14 protein-coding genes are annotated in these 20,057 nt (G+C 38.6%); 1 reads left to right on the forward strand and 13 read right to left on the reverse strand.

The features are described 5' to 3' along the window. Positions 1-434: 434 nt before the first annotated feature. Together ND16A_RS05770 and ND16A_RS05765 are read right to left on the reverse strand one after the other, a co-directional pair. Positions 435-692, reverse strand: a complete 258-nt coding sequence (locus ND16A_RS05770) for a hypothetical protein (protein WP_033078341.1) — start codon at positions 690-692, stop codon at positions 435-437. A 307-nt stretch (positions 693-999) separates the two neighbouring features. Then, positions 1,000-1,965, reverse strand: coding sequence for a hypothetical protein (locus ND16A_RS05765; protein WP_033078342.1), 966 nt, complete (start codon positions 1,963-1,965; stop codon positions 1,000-1,002). A gap of 939 nt (positions 1,966-2,904) precedes the next feature. On the opposite strand from ND16A_RS05765, the gene ND16A_RS05760 reads away from it, so the two are divergent. Further along, on the forward strand, positions 2,905-3,168 hold the full coding sequence (locus ND16A_RS05760; RefSeq protein ID WP_033078343.1) for a hypothetical protein: 264 nt from the start codon (positions 2,905-2,907) through the stop codon (positions 3,166-3,168). A 167-nt stretch (positions 3,169-3,335) separates the two neighbouring features. Here ND16A_RS05760 and ND16A_RS05755 read toward each other — a convergent pair whose 3' ends face one another. The 11 genes from ND16A_RS05755 to ND16A_RS20325 are packed head-to-tail and all read right to left on the reverse strand — an operon-like array spanning position 3,336 to position 19,704. Further along, entirely contained in the window at positions 3,336-3,635 is a 300-nt protein-coding gene (locus ND16A_RS05755; protein WP_033078344.1) for a hypothetical protein, read from the reverse strand. Further along, positions 3,622-5,766 (reverse strand): hypothetical protein, encoded by a 2,145-nt coding sequence (locus tag ND16A_RS05750; protein WP_033078345.1) that lies wholly within the window; start codon positions 5,764-5,766, stop codon positions 3,622-3,624. The genes ND16A_RS05755 and ND16A_RS05750 overlap by 14 nt, the downstream gene beginning before the upstream one ends. Before the next feature lie 42 nt (positions 5,767-5,808). Continuing rightward, positions 5,809-8,982, reverse strand: a complete 3,174-nt coding sequence (locus ND16A_RS05745; RefSeq protein ID WP_033078352.1) for a type I restriction endonuclease subunit R — start codon at positions 8,980-8,982, stop codon at positions 5,809-5,811. A gap of 15 nt (positions 8,983-8,997) precedes the next feature. Continuing rightward, a complete protein-coding gene (locus tag ND16A_RS05740; protein ID WP_033078346.1) occupies positions 8,998-10,017 on the reverse strand; it encodes a Fic family protein in 1,020 nt (339 codons plus the stop codon). A 5-nt stretch (positions 10,018-10,022) separates the two neighbouring features. Further along, entirely contained in the window at positions 10,023-11,171 is a 1,149-nt protein-coding gene (locus tag ND16A_RS05735) for a DUF4268 domain-containing protein (protein WP_033078347.1), read from the reverse strand. Continuing rightward, the gene (locus tag ND16A_RS05730; protein ID WP_033078348.1) at positions 11,159-12,433 is read right to left on the reverse strand and encodes a hypothetical protein; all 1,275 of its coding nucleotides are present in this window, start codon (positions 12,431-12,433) and stop codon (positions 11,159-11,161) included. Before ND16A_RS05730 ends, ND16A_RS05735 begins: the two co-directional genes overlap by 13 nt. Beyond that, complete coding sequence (locus tag ND16A_RS05725) at positions 12,426-13,772, reverse strand: restriction endonuclease subunit S (RefSeq protein ID WP_033078349.1); 1,347 nt, start codon at positions 13,770-13,772, stop codon at positions 12,426-12,428. Before ND16A_RS05725 ends, ND16A_RS05730 begins: the two co-directional genes overlap by 8 nt. Then, entirely contained in the window at positions 13,762-15,516 is a 1,755-nt protein-coding gene (locus ND16A_RS05720; RefSeq protein WP_033078350.1) for a class I SAM-dependent DNA methyltransferase, read from the reverse strand. The genes ND16A_RS05725 and ND16A_RS05720 overlap by 11 nt, the downstream gene beginning before the upstream one ends. Before the next feature lie 10 nt (positions 15,517-15,526). After that, on the reverse strand, positions 15,527-16,177 hold the full coding sequence (locus ND16A_RS05715) for a HEPN domain-containing protein (RefSeq protein ID WP_033078351.1): 651 nt from the start codon (positions 16,175-16,177) through the stop codon (positions 15,527-15,529). Further along, positions 16,174-16,854 carry an ASCH domain-containing protein gene (locus tag ND16A_RS20320; protein WP_052073188.1) on the reverse strand — a complete coding sequence of 227 codons (681 nt, stop codon included), beginning with the start codon at positions 16,852-16,854 and terminating at the stop codon, positions 16,174-16,176. Before ND16A_RS20320 ends, ND16A_RS05715 begins: the two co-directional genes overlap by 4 nt. Next, the gene (locus ND16A_RS20325; RefSeq protein ID WP_052073189.1) at positions 16,855-19,704 is read right to left on the reverse strand and encodes a DEAD/DEAH box helicase; all 2,850 of its coding nucleotides are present in this window, start codon (positions 19,702-19,704) and stop codon (positions 16,855-16,857) included. Positions 19,705-20,057 lie beyond the last annotated feature (353 nt).

The following is a 20,057-nucleotide window of genomic DNA, read 5'->3' on the forward strand; positions in this document are numbered from 1 at the left end:
TTGCTCAAATGCAGCAACAACGTTGATAAGTTGATCTTGGTTCGACATGTTTGCGTCCTGATGAATTAGTCGCAGTCATTAAATCAGATCGAAAAATAGAAGTTGAGCTATGCTCTCGTAAGCTCACTAAGGATTTGCTGGTACCTAGACTTCGAGTCTAAACAAGGGATTTACGAATATCGTAACTCTGCCCTTGAAACGAACGGATTTGCGATCACTAGTGAGCTACAAAAACAGTTACCTCAAGAGTTTAATCAAAAATATTTCGATGCAACTCAGCGGGGTCTGATATTTTCTTTCTTCTATAATGAAATCCATGATTTTGTCATGGAAAACATAGATGATCTGAAATTTTTTAACTTTACCGGTGTTAGTAAGGCAATATTTTTTGGCCTAGAAAGCCTGGAAAATTGGTTGGATTTATGTGAACAATCTTAGGGGACGCAAGTCCCCTTCTTTATTTTTGTATAAACAATTCCACGTACACGTTTAACCTTTGAGCATACGCTATAGCCGACAACATTGGTGGAATTTCTTGTATATTGCTGTAACCAGCCAATGTCAGGTTGACATTTCTTCTCATCATTAGCTTTCCACTCAATAATTGCGAGTGGGTCGTTAACAGGATCTTGCTTTGCATTTTTGTGTTCTAGATCGGCCAGCGACGGCTCTATAAGTAACTCTATATCCATAATTTCTAACACTCCCCCTAAAATTCCCCCGTTATGAAGCTACTTATTAATGCAGCATTAGTTATATATTTTTTTTGCGTTGAAACAACCTGCCGTTGACAGTAACTCAACATCCTGACGGGGTTTCCGAGCCCTGTAATAGACTGAACAATTAAGTTAACCTCTTAAACGTTCGCGTTTCGTGTGTTGTCGGAAGCACATATTAGTAATTAGCGTGCGTCATTGCGACAACCGTTAATTTTTGAAAAGCGCACATGCTGTAAAAGAGAGCCAAGTTGGCTCTCTTTTTTCATTATAGTCGTTGTGTTTAAAGTAACTTAAGCAATTCGCCAGCTGACCTGAATCCATCTATATAGTCTGGTGATGCACTAGGGGCGTCTTGGTGCTGCTGCAACATTAACTGAAACTCCTGCTTATCCACTTTGACTAAATGACTGTCACTATGCTTGTATTCTGGGTCCCAAAACAAATTAAATAATGTGCTACAGAATGAATTAACGTATTTAATTTCATCTTTCAAAGTAAAAATTTGCTCACCGGAATAATTTTGTTCATTAGACTCCAGTAATATGCTGATTTTCTTATCAATTTGGCGAAGAAATCGTTCTCTATGCGAAAATAACAACACACGCGTATATAATCCGTCAACAGCATTAAGTTGATGACTATATTTTTTCAGGATGTCAGCACGTACATCACTTTTGCCACTTTTAAGGTTCTTACTGTTCGATGCTTCAACTTCAACGGCATGAAACTCTTTACCGTTGAATAAAAGGCCGTCAACCGCCCTTTCTTTGCGATTAGCGCCGAATGTACCATATCCATACTCTCGTAGTTCTTTTTCTGTCACAAAGGCGTTATAGCTCCCACAACGTAATCGATCAATGATGCACACCTGAATAGATAAGTCGTGGATCTCGTTTTTGGAGTTATGGCCTGAGGTGTCGGTTGATTGATTTATAGACAGGTTAGTTTCAAATTCGGCGTAGCGTTTACCCTTGGCAGTTAAATAATAGACTGCACCATCTTTGGAGCCAAAAGACTTCTTTTCCGTTAAATAGCCTTGCTTTACCAGACGCAACATTAACTTATTTACTGCTTCTCTGGATAACCCCATCAAATACTCGAACACTATTTTAGAGCTGAAGCCAAAACGCCCCACCCAATATAACACTAAAATGGTACGGTCCATCCCAACCTTTGCCATATCTGATGATGCGCCGATAAACAAAAAACTGGTACCCAAATCAATATAATGCTGAAAATTTTTCATTAAAACTCCGCTGTTAATTAGTTGTAATAACTAACAAGGATCGCACTATGGGAAATTTACAGGACCTAGACTGAAGCCAAGCATTCTGCTTGAACGTAGCAACGCAAGGCTTTCAGCTTGCTGTGTTCATTTTCAATGAAAGAATAAACGTTGTTTATTAATTTGAAATCAGTCACAAGCCCCATTTTACGCAGTGCCTGCTATGGGGCATACGATGCTGCGCACCTAGTTCAAATTTCAACTGCCATCCGCGTGACCGCTGATTTAGCCACTCGAAGCTTGCTATTTTCGGGCGGTGGGACACCGTAAGATACCCCTCAATAACATCGGCTCTTTGAGCCGAACAGTTTCACTCAATCACGTTCCTCATTGCGTGAAATTTCGCTAAGGCGAAACTCCGACTGGCTAAATCCGCGCTGCGCGAGGATGGCAGAGCTTCGCAAAACTGAAATTTCATTTAAGATTTTGCTACGCGCATGTAAGTTTGCGTTGCAAACGCTTTTATAATTTTCTCTTCGAAAAATTTGAATTTAAATCTTCGATTTTAGCGTTTCTGCATAATTCAGTTTTCTGTGCCGTAGCCATTTGTGAAATCATATACATGAACAATTTACGAATATCGGACTAACGCATTTAAGGTTACCACTTTGCTAGCAAGTGGGTGTACGACCATTTACAAGATTGAAGTAAAGTTTGGGCCCTTACATGTTCACTATAACTAAACATTAGGAGTAATATCGACGGATACAAATAACAGCAGGCACTATAAAAAGCACACGTAATTCAGTGAATCATTGGAGGAATTGTCACGACTAGAGAAACTTAATTAACAACGCCTAGGGGAAGAATTTTAGTGGCGTTCGCCTACGAAGAATTCTTTTCAATATACAGGAAAACGCTATAATTTTCAATGAGTTTAATTTATTAAAAGGAAACGAAATGGGATTATTTAATTGGCTGTTTAATTCAGGTTCTTCAACATCAACGCAATCATCTAGTGGACCGTCGGTAAATTGTGACGGCACCCCGATGATAGAAAACTCCATGATCGATGTTACCGGCAAAATTTATGGCGACTGCGGCATTACCGACACTTGTTCAAATGATATGTTTGATACATCGTCATCGTTTGATTGCTTTTCATCGACTGATGATATTTTCTCATCAATAGACGATAGCTTCACAAGTTTTGATGATTTTTAGCATGGGCTACAACCATAACCTAACGTGGTTAAGACAAACGCCGGAAACGTGCAACTGTGAGTATTTAGCGTTTCTTTTACCTTTGATTGTTTTAGTGGCTATAGCTGTAATTATCAGAAGCGGAGACAAGTAATCTTTTTAGTTTAAAATATTTTTTCTTTGTCTTATTAGCTGTCGACTATAACATCGGCGGTAAAACCGTATTGTTCCATTTCTTTATGCACTTCGGCCAGCTCTACATTCAATTGCACAATGTATTCATTTGCCACATGATAAAAGAGGCCAGCATCAGACTCTTCAAGTTCTATACTAAATTCACCTTGTTTCAATCGTTGAATTAGTTTGTTAAATGCAGACTTAACATTATTGGCATTATCGTCAGATATCGGTATCGAAACGTCAATTTCACTCATCTCGATAAAATATTTATCTTCTGTTGAGAGTAACTTTGCACTAACGGTTTCCATATATTTTTCCTCTTTCTCCAAAGGCTACTTCGCCGCCTTCAAGTGTGGTCATGCTTATTTTTTTCCAATCCAAAACCTTATCTTGTTCAACCTGGCATACAAGATTGTTTGAAAAAGGATTCCCTGAATATGTAGCGTAGCCATCTTTGTCATGGCATCGATATATTGAATTATAAGGCAATGTTCTCACCGCAATGTTTGCGTCATGGGTTGATATAAATACCTTCTTACCTTGTCTAGCCTTTTCATTAATCAACGGGATTATTATGTCATTAATATATTGATTTCCAAGACTTCTTTCTGGCTCATCTAGTAAATATACTTGCTTATCATCGGCTAACTCACTATGTAGGTTAAGCATCGAACACTCTCCGTTAGACGGGGAGTAATCATCTCCAGACAAAGTAAAACGTCGCCAAAATAATAACAGATCACTCATACTTACAATCTTACTAATATCTTCTATCGAATTTAACTGAGTGATGCTATCAAATAAATTATCAGACAATGCTTGCTTTTCGATATCCTTAATAGCACGAGAGAAATCTTTTTGGTCACTTTTACGTATTTGCTTGATTGGCGAATATAGGGAGTCATGGATCGTACCATCCTGTAATTTAAAACTAGTTACACAGTCTAATTGCCCTTTATTTACACCTAGTGTACCGACAGCTTCGACTTCATCTGCAATTGCCTTATTGATATTAAGGCAAACTTCTTGAGCATTACGTCTAATTTTCAACCTATTGCTGGCAAATAATTTAAAACCAGTATCTATGGGTTTGCTTAATGCACCTGTTTTACGTGCCACTTCATCTCTAAAGCACTTTGATGCCGAATTTGTCAGTTCAGAACTTTTCCAGTCGACATAATATTCCCAAGAGCGTCGCTTCAGGTTTGTGGCTAAGGCAGATAGGTGTGCCACAAGATTTGTACGCTCTTCTTCACTACTGACTTCTATAACGGGGGTGTTAGACGACAGGAACCCTATCATTTCTTGAACTTTATTGTGCGCATCAGTGTAATCTTTCAATTTTGTCTGTTGAGCTTCCAATAACATTGATGAGAGATCTTTAATCTTCATCTTCCCTGCATTCTTATTTCGCCTTTCCGATCTGAAGTAATCTCGATACTCATGTAAGCTGGTTACATCCTGTTCTTTTGCTGATTTAATGAAAAGAATTTCATCTTTGCAATCATGAACGGTTTTAAGCTCAAAATTCTTATCGATATCTTTCCCTTTAATATCAAACCTATCGCCTAACTTATCTGGCGCAGATTCAAATACCGTTGCATTAACGCCGCTATTTGAATAATGCTTAGCGATTGCTTCAAGTATTTTAGTCTTGCCGGTGCCCTTTGCTCCAAATAATACATTAATGTCACTATATGAATTTATAAAGATTTTAGTATCATCTTCAAAAGGTTGAAGTGTCAGTTCATCGCTTTGTTTGTGATTAATAGCAGTGTTGATAGCCGACACATCTTTTTCCAATAAAAGACAGAACTGCTCGAAGCTATCTACAGATAGCCTTAATTCGGGCAAATTTGCAGCCTCATCGGTATATTTATCCCAATCTTGAATATCTGAACCGTATATTGACGCATGTCCATGGGCGATAAATATCCCAGCGGATATTGCACTTGTAGCTTCTTTTATTACTCGTTTGGGATTTACACCTAGAGATAATAGTCGCTCTATACTCTCTTCACTCATATCAGGCTTTTTTCCCATGTAATGCGCAATATAAAGAGGTTCAAGCTCTTCAAAGAAGGACACAGTATCTTCGAGTGAAATAGTGAAATTATCGGGTGTCTGACCGACTGTTGCTTCAACAACTTTCTTATGAAACCTATCTCGTCTTTCGGGAGAGACTATCACTATTAAATGAGAACGCTTATTATCATCAAGCACATCGAGTTCTATTCCAGGCCAAATTTGAACTGCACCATCAACTTGAGCCAACATCAAGTTAAATTGCTCAAGATCAAAATCATTATGGTTGGTAATAGCTACAACTTTAACATCAGTTGACTGGATAATTTCCGAGAATCGTTCTGGGGTAATATTCCTCGATGGTGCGTCACCTTGTTTTGTCTTCTTAGTGTGAACATGTATATCTATTTTCACTACTTACCTCACTAAAGCTAAATGTTAAAGTGTTGAATTTTACTAACTCGTCCAAGAATTACTCAAGACTTCCGCTTGTTTCAAGCATAAAGTGATGGCCTCATCTGCACCATCCGGTGGGTATTTCCAGCGTCTTAGAGCGCGGCGCACAAGGTTTCTGAGCCTTGCCCTTACACTATCGCGTTTTTGCCAATCAACTGTGGTCGATTTTCGAAGTTGTGCGGTAACGTGCTTGGCTAAATCTCTTAGGTTGTTGTCGCCTAACTCCCGCACCGCGCTTTCGTTATGTACAAGTGCGCGGTAGAAGGCAATTTCATCAGGGTTTAACCCTAGCTTTTCAGCTTCGGCCAGGCTTTCTTCCATTTCCTTGGCCATCTTGATCAGCTCTTCAATAACCTGAGCTGTTTCAATGGCGCGGTTATGGTATTTGCGTAGTGTTTCTAAAATGCGCTCTGAATAAGCCTTTTCAGATACAACATCATTTATCATGCGTGCCTTGATTTCGTCTTTTAGTAGTTTTTCTAAAAGCTCTACCGCTAAATTTCGCTGTGGCATGTTACGCACATCGTCTAAGAACTCGTCGGATAACAAGCCAATGTTTGGTTTATCCAGTCCAACAGAATCAAATATGTCGACAACCCCCTCGGCAACGATTGCATTATCTATGATTTGCTTCATCGCCGAGTGTTTTTCATCATCAGTAAGGCTTTTATCACTGCTGGTAAACTTGGTTAAAGCCGACTTCACTGCGCTAAAAAACGCGATTTCTTTTTTGTATTCTGCGGCTTCATCGAGCGTACTACACAAGGTGTATGCTTTTGCCAGTGGCGCCATTAGATCAAAGAAGCGTTTCTTGCCATCAAGTTTTCCTTGTGGGTTCTGTAAACTAAGTATGTGGTTCATTGTGCCGGGTAGCAGTTTTAAGGCGCTTGTTTCAAAATCTGAATAATCAAATCCGTCCATCATCGCTTGAATGATTTCCAGCTTTTCAACCATTATGGCGAATGCTTCATGGTTGTCTAAAGCAGGCTTTCCTTTACCTTGTGAGTCGGTATAGGTTTTCAATGCGTTTTTAAGCTCATTGGCAATGCCAATGTAATCAACAACCAAACCACCGGCTTTATCTTTAAATACTCGGTTCACCCTGGCAATAGCCTGCATGAGGTTATGGCCTTTCATTGGCTTGTCTATATACATGGTATGACAATTAGGCGCATCAAACCCTGTTAGCCACATATCGCGGACTATGACTATTTGCAGTGGATCGTTAACGTCTTTATAGCGTTTTTCAAATAATTTTTTGGTTTCTTTGTTATGAATATGAGGCTGTAATAATGACTTATCTGATGCTGATCCAGTCATAACAACTTTAATTGCTCCTTGAGCAGGATCATCACTGTGCCAATCTGGACGAAGTTGTACCAGAGCATTATACATTTGCGCACAAATATCTCGGCTCATACACACAATCATTGCCTTGCCTGGAAACGTTTCTATCCGTGTTTCATAATGATTGATTAAATCTATAGCTATTTGATCAAGCCTCGGCTCAGAACCGACAAGTTTTTCAAGCGCCGCCCATTTAGATTTGGTGCTTTCTCTAACTGATGAATCTTCTTCATCTTCAATAACTTCATCTACTTCTTCATTGAGATGCTCAATTTCATCTTGCTTTATATCTAATTTCGCAAGACGTGACTCATAATAAATTGGCACAGTCGCACCATCGTCAACGGCATCTTGAATATCATAAATAGACACATAGCCGCCGAATACCGAACGTGTATCTTTATCTTCGGCAGAGATCGGCGTACCGGTAAAACCAATGAATGATGCATTTGGTAATGCATCTCGCATGTATTTTGAATAACCATAAGTGTACTCACCGGTTTTAGGGTTAAATTTAGCTTTATCACCATACTGGCTTCGATGTGCTTCATCACTTACAACCACGATATTGGATCTGTCACTTAATATTGGATGCGCAGACTCTTCAGCTAACAATGCAAATTTTTGTACCGTGGTAAATACGATTCCGCCGGATTGCTTTACCGTTAAAATCTCTCTTAAGCTGTCTCGGTTATCGGCTTGTACTGGTGTTTGTTTAAGTGTGTCGGCGGCCATTGAAAAGGTGTTAAACAATTGGCCATCTAAATCGTTTCTGTCGGTAACAACTACGATGGTTGGGTTATTCATGGCCGCTTGAGCCATAAGCTTACCCGCATAACACACCATAGATATTGACTTACCCGAGCCTTGTGTATGCCATACAACGCCCGCTTTACCAGAGCCGGGTTTGATCGATTTATCTAAAGTCGTATTATATTTAGCGCTAACATCGGCAACCATAGGTAAATCAGATTGCCTTGTTGCAACCACTGTTGCTTGTACCGCAGCCCTTACCGCATGAAACTGGTGATAACCGGCAATTTTCTTTATTAAAGCACCACCAGATTCCTCAAATAAGATAAAGTGACGAATATAGTCGATAAACAATTCTGGATTGAAAAAACCTCTTACTAGGGTTTCAAGACGAAACTCAAGCATAGGTTTATCATTTTCATTATCAATGGTACGCCATGGTAAGAAACGCTCTTTTGATGCGGTTAAAGAACCAACTCTGGCTTCTACACCGTCACTAACGACTAATGCCTCATTGAAGATGAATAGATCGGACACTTCGTATTTATAGGTTTGTAATTGCTGATACGCACTCCAGATATCAGCCGATTTATCTGCGGGGTTTTTCAGTTCAACGACCGCAAGCGGTATTCCGTTTACAAAAACAACCACATCAGGACGCCGATTGCCTTTGGTGCCGGTAATAGTAAATTGATTAACCACTAAAAATTCATTGTTGTTATGATCATTAAAATCAATAAACTTAACATAATCAGCACACTCTTTGTCGTCTTGATTAAATTCAACCTTTATTCCTTCCAATAAATATTGGTGAACCAAGTTATTATTCTTGATAAGGATAGGTGTTTCAGGCTTGCTAATTACATTAATCGCTTGTTCAATTGCAGTATCAGGGATGTGGGCATTAATTTTTTTTAGTTGACGAAATAATCGATCATGTAAGATCACCTCCGAATAATCTTTACGCTCTGGGCAGTCGCCATCCGGTGCTATGTCATAACCACAAGCATATTCATAGCCTATTTCTTTAAACCACTGTAGGCATAGCTCTTCTAACTGGTCTTCGGTGATCATCGACATATTATTATTTTAATCCTTTAAATTCTTTCCAACCGAGGTCAAACGGTATTTTTGTAAACGACTATTTGGTTTGTCGGGTTTGGTCATTTCAATAATGCCGTTTTCCAATGCCGGTTTAATGTATCTTTCTCTGAAAGACTTTCTGTCCGATAACCCTAATGCCTTTTGTAATTCATCTCGGCCCATATCGCCATTTAAATACTGTACTAGATTTTTGACTTGGGGGCTAACTTGAGGGGTGACTTGGGGGCTGTCGCCATCTAATTCATCTGAAAGTGCATCAAATGAATTAATCGCATCAAGGATCATCACCAACATAAACTCAATAAATGGCGCAGAATCGCTTTTAATTGTACTTTGATTGATCGCTTGATAATACTCACCTTGGTGCTGATGAATTAAGCTTTCAACGGGAATATTTACAAAAGAAATATTCCATTTACTAAGCAATAGTGATTGCCACAACCGCCCCATTCTGCCATTACCATCAGAAAACGGGTGAATAAATTCAAATTCATAATGAAACACACAACTCGCGATTAGTGGATGATCATCATTAGATTCTAGCCAAGCAAGTAAATCTGCCATCAATTTTGGTACTCTGTCGCCCTGCGGTGCCATATGCACAACTTTATCACCCGACATTACGCCGACGCCACCTTGCCTGTACATTCCGGCATCTTCAACAAGACCAAGCATTAATTCACGGTGTGCGGCCAACAAATCATTATTAGATGAAGGCTGCCAATCAGCAAGTCTTTCATATACGGCCAAGGCATTATGTGCCTCTTTTACTTCTCTTAGTGGCGCTATTACCCTTTTCCCATCTAATATGGCGGTAATTTGATCGGTAGATAAGGTATTGCCTTCAATTGCCAAAGAGCCTTGAATTGTACGAATGCGGTTAACACGGCGTAACTTAAAGTCTTGCTCTCTTTCAGACAATACAGTTAAGCGGCCCACGGCTTCACTGATATCTGCAACTAAAGACAGGATTTTACTGGTTAAAGTAAATGGCGGCTTATACATAGGCTTTAATATTTTTCACTTTGTGCTTTAACTAATTTATTAAGTTCACCTAAGTGAGGCTTAAGTGCTGCTTCAAATCGGATCATATGGTCAATTAGCCATTCGATCATCTCAGGCCAGTTATCTTTATTTTTACCATCAAAATCTGATCTGATCTGTACCCTAGATGACTTTTTGTCGTCTAGGCGGAACCACTCTAGCTGATCGCCAAACTTACTTTCTATGATGTCCTTGCGCTCAAACATCCAATCATACATAAACTTGTTGTCTTGGGTATCTTGTTTTGAAAACCAAAACTCAACGCCAATCTCTTTGACGCCACATACCATAGTAAACGGACAACCACTGATGCCTGAACCTGCATTTAGCCAATGGTCCTTGCTGGCATTTTTATTATTGTATAGATCGCATTGGCTGGTTTTAAATTCTTCAAGTGCCATTTCCCAAAATGCTAAACGCATCTTGTGGCGATTTTTCAATTCCCCCACCACTTCTTTTTCTTCGGCTTCTTTCACACTCATGCCGATCATAAGCTCTTTCGCTTCTGGCGGCGGAATGATCTGATCAACGTTTAAAAACAGTTCTTCTGCGTCATTTATTAATAACGAATAAGGAGTAACCTTAAAGCATTGCAATTGAATATTATGAGTTAACAACCAAAGAGCTGTGCTCGTCACTTCTTTTCTATAATTTGCCGCAACAAAAACTAATCGCTGGTTATTACCTGCGTTTAGTACAACTTCAGAAATATCAGGAACCGATAAAAATTCACATATCGAAGACTTGGCATCGCCACCACCGCAATACTTGTTTAGGTATTCTTGATATATCTCGATTATTTGGTTTTTACTAAGACTTGAACAATATGATGCATACTTAAGTGCCTGCCACACAACGTCGCGGCCGGTATCATCAAGCTTGTTTTCAATAACAACCAAGCTGCCATCTTTATCAAGCGCCAGAAGATCTAGGCGTTCACGTGTATCATCAAAGCCGTCAAACTCTTTTTGGATAATCAGCAAATCTTCGCCCAATGCATCGGGTTGATTGGCTAACCATTCTTGTAGGTGTTCACGCTCTTTAAAACCCAGATCTGAAAAGCTTTTGTTTTTAAGGCGCGAGATGCGGTTGATTGATTTGTCTATTTTGAACATATACTAGCTACTTCCTTCTCAAAAGAATCAGACATTTTCACTATTTCTGAAATTAATATATCTTGTTTCAAAAGCCTAAGAGATAAAAATAAAAACCTAGGGAAATTGGTTTTATTTAAATAATGTTGAATGAATTGCAATAAATCACCGTCACTCCTTGATGCACTTTTAATTTCATCATATTGATTTGTGTACCAGTCAGGGTACTTTTCTGAGTATAGAGGAAATCGACCCAACTCATATAACGCAGCAATGTCAGCGAAAGATTCCAAACTCAAAGAATCTTTCAACGATATCAATGCAGCATGTTCCAATTTAACATCAGCTTTAACAAACCTTGAAGAATAATCAAATATAGATGTACCTAAAGGATTTACCTCTTTATGTGGGTGATAAACATCCCAACATTCTAAAAACTTAACTAAGTCCTCTTTAGTTAGCTCTTTCAATGTAAGGGGCGCATTAATCAGAAAAGCCATTTCATAGTTAACCTTTATGATATCAATAGCTTTATTGAAATCTCTATTGCTAGACAAGTTATACTTAAGCTTTATAGCTTGTTTTGCATAAACAAAAGCATCATTATGCCATAACTCCTTTGGCGGCAGTTCATCTGCAATTTCAAGCAATTGTGACCTTGAAAGTTTCGATGTGTATGAACCAGTATTATAATCATCAATAAGTGAATATATTAATGAACGAAGTTCTTCCAACAATGTTTTCATAGAAACTAATCGACTAGCTAGATTTCTAATGTTTATTATTGGTGTTTGAGTCAGGTGCTTTATACTCTCATTGCTGAAGGGGTATCTGAAAGTTTGAGCTGTTGGATCAATTTCCCCAATATTATTAATATACTCATCCAGCTTACCCGTAACGACTGAAAAACTAATATCCTTTGCATGTGCACTTTTTTTAAACTCTTTCCAGAGTATATTAATGTCGTGCGTTGCCGTTAACTTAACGGTATCTACGACAAGCTCTTTACGAATATGCGATAGTTCTTGAATAAAATACTTTATCCATAACTCCACTCCATGGCGCATGTTGAAGGCGATAGGATAAATATAATGATCGACTAAATGGTTAGAATCATCTTCGACAACTAATTTACACAATGAAATTGAGGCATCTATAAAGCCTTGTGCATACTCTGGTTGTTGAGGGTTTCCATTATTGCCAACACACGCATTTAAATTTGTAGGTTCATCACCTTTAAATGTTTCATTGAAAATCCTTTCTTCAACTTGGCTCTCAAACACTTACTGCTTCCTTGTGATCATTAGTTAGATTAATTTCACCCGAAAGTAATTTTGGTAGTAATGAATCTCTTAATTGTTCTAGTGTATTAATTTGATTTGAATTGACTTTGATCCGTGCATCCATTGGTTGTACAAGTGTTTCAAAAACAGCAATTAGTTCGGGAGATGGTGCAATAAATGATACTTTATTTAATTCATTCTTATTAATCGAATTAAAAACTGTACCATCAGATCCTGAATCACCCAACTTGTGTTCAATAACACTTATAAATGCGTATGTAAAACTCGTCATGTCAGATTTATGCCTTATACCGCCGACCCCACGTCCTAAACAACACCTTTCATAAGCCATGTTTTTATCGCCAACGGGTGCTCTAACACTTATAAGGGTATCTCCAGCTTCTGCAATCCTTTTAGGATCTGAGGTATAAACTCTTGGAGACGGAAATCTAAATCCAAAATCTCTTCTTCCTTGGAAAAACACAATGCCGTCTCCTTTTTCATTATATGTATCGCCTTTAGGTGACTGACCCATTGTGACATCAAAGTGCTGCCCTAATGTTGATGCTTCCCAGTACTCCGGTATTTCACCAAGTTCACTATCAACGAGTTTATTAGGGAATAAATCTGCTAAGGTTTGAAGTTGTTCGGTGGGAACTATATCACCCGAGCCAGCGATGGATTGCATGGCTGCTTGTCTTTCTGCCTTTATTATTTCCTCAGCAAAAGGTGCTTTAGCCATTTGTGCAGTGTTAGGTGATAAAGGCTCTTTTGCATAGTCAGCAAGCAATGCTTCGCGGGCGGCTATTTTGGCTTTGGTCGGCTCAAAATCAACAAACCAGCTTTTAAATATAGCTTGTGCTATTTGTTCTAGTGTTAAGTTAATTTCTTGATTGATTTTAATTTTTTTATCTATAGCCCAGAGTCTTAATGCCAACTTATTTTGATAATCAGGACAATCAGGTACTCTAATTTTAGCTTTATGAATATGGTTTCGATTAATACCAGGAACAGCAGCTTTATCACTGTATTCTAAATAGTTTATTGTTTTCAAAAAATAAAAAACAAATAAAGGATCATTCCCTTTAAAGTCTTTCACGTATAATGTCGTATTAAGCGGCCAAAAATCAGCTTCAGAAAAGAAAACCTTTCCAATGGTGCCATATCGTCCAGTCACCACCCCCGGAGCTTTTACTTTTGACTCGTTATGAACACCAGAAGAGCCAGAAGAGGAAATTATTTCAACATCTCCATCTACGCGTTTAGATTTAGGTAAATCATAACCACGTTTGAGTTCAATGAAATCACCTAATTCCATTTCACGCCAATTAACACTCATAACCTAACCCCTTTAGGTTCTTCTTAATCTGCTGTTCCATCTTATCGTTTTGCTCAAATTGAGATTTCAATTGGGTTGTCAATCTGGTCATTTTATCGGCAAATACTTCGCCATCATCTTCTTGTGCTACGGCTCCAACGTATCTACCTGGTGTTAATACATAATTATGCTTTGCAATTTCAGCCAATTTTACTGACTTACAAAAGCCAGCAACATCTTCATATGGCATTTCAGGCTCAATGCATAAGCCTTCAATTTCACTTTCTGCTTCAACTTTAGCTTTCCACTCTACTGTGCCTTCAAAGCTTTGGAAATATTTACTTTGCCATTTGTGAAATAGATCAGTTACTGATGAAATATCCTCTTCAGTAAAGTCACGTAATACACGGTCTTTCATATAACCTAAATCACGGGCATCAATAAATAATACTTCACCAGTTCTGTCACGCAGCTCGTCACCCATAGCATTGGTATCAGCTTTTTTGTTCTTGGTTAAGAACCAGATACAAGCAGGAATTTGAGTGTTGGTGAATAATTGCCCTGGCAGTGCAATCATACATTCAACCAGATCGTTTTCGATAAGAGCTTGTCTGATTTTACCTTCGTTACTGGTACTTGAACTCATTGAACCATTGGCTAATAACAAGCCCATACTCCCTTTAGGTGCTAGGTGATGCAGCATGTGCTGCATCCAGGCAAAGTTAGCGTTGTTAGTTGGTGGTGTGCCATACACCCAACGTGGGTCGTCGTCACTTACGCCAGTATCCCACTCCTTCATGTTAAATGGTGGGTTTGCCATGATGTAATCGGCACGAAGATCCGGGTGCTGGTTATTGGTATAGGTTGATGCTGGCTCTTTACCAAAGTTAAAGTCAATACCGCGTATTGCCATATTCATCGCGGCTAGTTGCCACGTAGTATGGTTGTACTCTTGCCCGTATATTGAGATATTTCCTAATTTACCGCCGTGTTCAGAGATGAACTTTTCAGATTGAACGAAAAAACCACCGCTGCCCATGGCCGGATCGTATACTCGTCCTTTAAATGGTTGCAGCATATCAACGATTAAACTAACAATAGATTTAGGCGTGTAGTATTGACCGCCCTTTTTACCTTCGGCTAATGCGAATTGACCTAAGAAGTATTCGTATACGTGGCCAAGGATGTCTTTTGAATTTAAGCTGTCGTGCTTGAACGGAACCGTGGCGATTAAATCGATAAGCTCAGCTAATTTACTTTGATCAATTTTTAATGCGGTGTACTGTTTGTTCAGTACCCCTTTTAGTTTGCTGTTGTCTTTCTCAATGGCTTCTAAGGCATTATCAATAAGTTGGCCGACGCTGCGGATTTTTTTACCTGATAGAGTTTCAATTTCACCGCCAATAACCACCTTGTTATTGTCTTGCAGATATTGCCAGCGAGCTACGATAGGCACCCAAAACACATTCTTTTCGGTATAAAAATCGCGTACTTCAAGCTCTATATTAATTTCTTCTTGGTACTCTTTGCTGTCAGAGCCATTAAAATCTTCAGGGTCAATGAAATACTCGTTGTTAGGATATTTAAATTGCTCAATTAATTGTTCGCGTCGAATATCAAACGCATCACTGGTGTATTTTAAAAACACTAAACCTAACATCACGTGTTTGTAATGCGCAGCATCGAGCGCTGGCAACAGTTTGTTAGCCGCGGTCCATAGCTTTTTTTCTAGATTATTTAAAAAATCTTGTTCTTCGTTTTGCATGTATGTTCTCTTACTGCTTAATCAATGGATAACTTGCTTCACCCCACAGGGTATTCGGATTATCCATCATAATATTTATTAAAATTGGCATTAACTTTGACAGAAAATTAACGGCATCTCTAAGTTGGTCACGGTTAGCGGAACTTTGCCACGTTGCCCCGCCATGAATAATTTGGTTACGTAAGGTATAAAGTCTCGATAATATAACGGTTAATAATGCGGGACTATTTCCTTGCCCTAGGGCCTGGTTAGCTCTGATTTTAGAACGGGTAAAGCGATCTTTATACTCCTGTTCGGAAATTTTACCGTTGTGATGTTCCCAATAGGCCTGGAAGACATATTGATTATCTATTAATAGGCGAATACTACTGGAAAATTCATTCCAAAGTAAATGATGTATCTGTTCTTGTTGATCTAATTCACAAAGTTTTTGTACAAATAATTGAAACGACTGTGTTTCCGTTAATCTTGAAGCATCGATGTCTTGCGAATATGCGGCATTAAATGAAATCCACAAAAAGATAAATTGTGAATCTACGTCATTTTCAGATTGCTCAGAACGATTAAGCCAACTAAGCGCACGGTGAACTCGAAGGCCTAAACTTTCATTAAAACCGCCGCGAATTTCACGTTGTTTAGTTTTTAACTGTAGATAACTCATGATACTATGCCCCAGTTACCCTTGGGATTTGGGCGAAGCCATTTTGCGGTTTTCATTTTCTTTAAGTAACTTATTGCTTGCTCATAAGAAGAAAACTTTTGCTCATCACCTTTTTCACCAACGGTATACCAGCCTTTTTTAAATAAATGCTTGCCGAAGTATGTCCCATCTTTGGCATATGGAACATCGGTGTTTACCGGCACTGAAATTTGATTGGTACTTCTACTAAATTGTATTTCACTGTTTTTTAGAGACCCTCGCACATTCCCCTTATTAACAGTCAAAGGTTTAGGCTCATTTCTCTGGTGTAAAGCTTTTGCCAAATCAACCCATATTACAGCGCCAGAAGGATGATTGTATGCTTTAGGTTGTTCAAATACTTGAATATCCTCAAGCACCCATGCGTAGTTCCATTTATCAAGTAATCCAGCTTCAACCTGTTGTTTTGATATACCATGAAAACCCGATGCCTGAATTAATTCAGAAAAGCTTAATGGGCCAATACAGTCCACAATTTTTGCGGAACCCCAAATTTGGCCTGAGCCTTTTTTAATAAGAGCTATCGTTTCTCTTTTTGCGGTACGCTGACTTCTCATTTCCCATGTTTTTTCGCCACTTAATATTTGGCTTACATATGGATCAGCAATCACTAATCCTGTATTTATATTCTTATTCATTTATTCTTCTGCTGTTTGGGCAAATAGATCTTTGATATCACCACTCGATACCGTGCCGGGTAGTAATGCGTTTTGACTCAAGGTACGTTTTTGTATTAATAATCGATTAAGGTTTAAATCAAAAGAGCGATCTTGGTATTTAGGATGAACTGCTATGGGTATGTACACTTTCACCGGTCTTTTTTGACCTATTCGGTAAACCCTATCTGTACTTTGATCCTCAACCGCAGGGTTCCACCAGCGAGTTAAGTGGATAACATGGTTAGCTGCGGTTATTGTTAACCCCACACCACCCGCCTTAGGTGATAACAGCATTACATCAAACTCATTTTCAGAGTTTGACTGAAATATATCGACATACTTCTTTCTAGTAGCACCATCAACACCGCCGTGAATACGCATAGGTCTGCTTGCTAATTGATATCGTTGTTGTAGGTAACCTGCAAGGTGTTCTTGTACATCTAGGGCCTCGCAAAATACTAGCGCTTTTTCGCCCCTACCGGCTACATCATCTAATATTTTTATTAATGCTGATAATCGGGCTGAACGATTAATCACCCCTTCGTTAATACCGTTGATATCAAAGTCTTCTGCAATCAATGAGGCTTTTCTGATTTTTTGAATAAACTTTAAAATGCCACCGGCTGTCCCTTTATACAGTTGCGCATCTTTTACAAGGTTTTCATACTCATCCGCTTGCAATTTTGGCATTTCAATAACAACTTCTTGAATACTTTTTGTTGGTAAACCATCTATATGGTCCTCTTTTAAACGTCTTAACATAAGGGGAGGAGATGTTTTTTCTACCAACACATCTTTAAGGTTTTGGGCCTCTAAAGGATCAGCTTCAGCAGGTTTCACATAATTATTATGAAACTCTCTGAGCGAACCAAACAACCCAGGTTGGGCGGTATCGACAATACACCACAAATCTTTTAATTCGTTTTCAACAGGTGTGCCGGTAAGCATAACGGTAAAATCTGACGATAAAGATTTTGCCATTTCGGTGACCCGTGAACTTGGATTTTTGATTTTTTGAGCTTCATCAAAAATCGTTACCCCCCAATCCACGGATAAAAAGTATGCTATTTTATCCCTTAATGTTTCATACGTTGTTAGCACCCAGTCAGCTTTAACGAGTTGTTCAGTTCGTTCAACTATTGAAGCATTTGCCAATGATTTCATTGAAGGACCGAAAGCCTTAAAACAATTTCCTAATCCCGGTTGGTGCAAATGAGCGTTTGCTTCATCTTCCCAATTCTTTAGTAACCCTGAAGGCGCGATAACAAGAAAAGGCTTATGGGGGTAATTGCCCTTTTCCATCTCTTCTTTAACCGAAGCAAGAAAAGCTAAAGTTTGTAAGGTCTTTCCTAAACCCATGTCATCGGCGAGCAAAGCCCCTATTGATCCACTGGTCCAGTGTTTGGCAAGCCAATCAACACCATGTTTTTGATGCTCAAATAATGTTATTGTTTTTAATCTCCCAGCAATTAATTCGATGTTACATCTATCGGAATGTTTTATAACATCAAATTCTAAATCTTCGATATTGTCTTTAAGAATTGGTGCTACAACCTGATATGGAAAGTCAGGTGCAGCAGGCCCTTTGTCTTCAAAGGGTTTTATTAATTCGATAAGAGTATTTTTAGTTTCAATAGTTGCTGGAATATCATGGTTGAGGTATTTAACTGATGGTATTTCTTTATCTAGTGCCTCAACCACTTCATTAAGTAAAGTTTTCATATCGTTTGTTGAAATATTGACTAATGAGTCACCAATAGGAACAAAGAGCCTGTCGCCGTCTTCAGGTAACCAATCTCCGTTGCGCTCAACTTTATACGCACAAAGCTTTGGCTCCCATATTCCAATATTTTCAATACGCTGACTAATGAACTCAGGAGTTTCAAGAAAAAGATTCTCCAAATCTTCTGTTATTTGTTCACTTTCTAATTGTTCATTTATGTATTTTTGAGGATTTGAAATAAACGCTAAGCGCTCATCTAAAGGTTTGTTTTGATAATTTTTGACAACAGCTAAAACTTTTGTCATCCGCTTAGGTAACACCACGTAAGTGCCATGACCTATGGGATAATTTCCTTTAACCGACGACCAGTTTTTAAATTGTTTTGCAAATTCTGCTTGTCTAGCTTTAGGCACAGCATAATTGATATCTGCCTGGCCTTGATCAGCCCAGCCACTATTTTCGTCACTACGGATTAATGTTGGGTTAAAGCCTCCACCACTATTAATATCTAATGTAAATCTATCGGCTCTACAAATTGTGATGGTATTTAACTGCCCTTCAATAATGGCATCATCTGGAAGTAGTTCTTGTATTATCCCCCAGCGGATAAACCGCTCGTCTCTTTCATCAGTATGAAAACTATTAAACCGGTCAATTTTTTCCACTAATGAATAAATAGGGTCTAGTAAAGTTTCAGTTTTATTCCCCGTTTTAATGAATAGGCCTTCTCTTTTAAGTCCCAAATAAGGTCGGCCATCGCTTCTTAATAATGTGTAACTTATTTGAAAATTTGACTGACTAATAAGCCCTTTTGATTTTATTTTAATTTTACAGTTAGAAGGCGCTGGCAGGCCAAGTTGTTTGATTTCTAATTGGGTAAGGGAGGCTATAAATGATTCATTACAGGTGATTGTATGGTTCTGAATTATAGGGCTGTATTCAATGTCTACGTCACGGAATAAACAATTAGCACACCCCTTGCCATCGTCGTGGCTAAGATCAAAAAGCCCCCATTGCTCTACCGTTTCTTCGCCATTGGAAGAAACGACTTTAAAAGTTATATTATTTCTATTAATTGACCAATGCAATTTAGCTGGACTAGTCATACATATATTCCCTGTAGGCAATTTTTATTCCGGTAAGGTTTTCGATTAATGAAGAAAGTTTATATTGCCAACCGCCGGTATCACTTGAATGGTGGGCCCCGTCATAATCACAATCATTGACCAATGTAGAGCGGCTATACTTGCGAAGATATAAAGGTGGCCGTTGATAGTTACTATCCCAAACACGGTATTTGCCTGAATGGCTCCACTCTGTAATTAAAACATCTGACCTGGTCAACTAATTTCACACACCCCAGTTAAGCAACCAATTTCAAATCAAATCCTAAACTATCATTGCCAGCTTCAAAGTTATTTGGACTTTTATAATCCAGATAAGAATGTAATCTGTGGCT

Source organism: Thalassotalea sp. ND16A (genome assembly GCF_000764205.1).
Lineage (GTDB): Bacteria > Pseudomonadota > Gammaproteobacteria > Enterobacterales > Alteromonadaceae > Thalassotalea_A.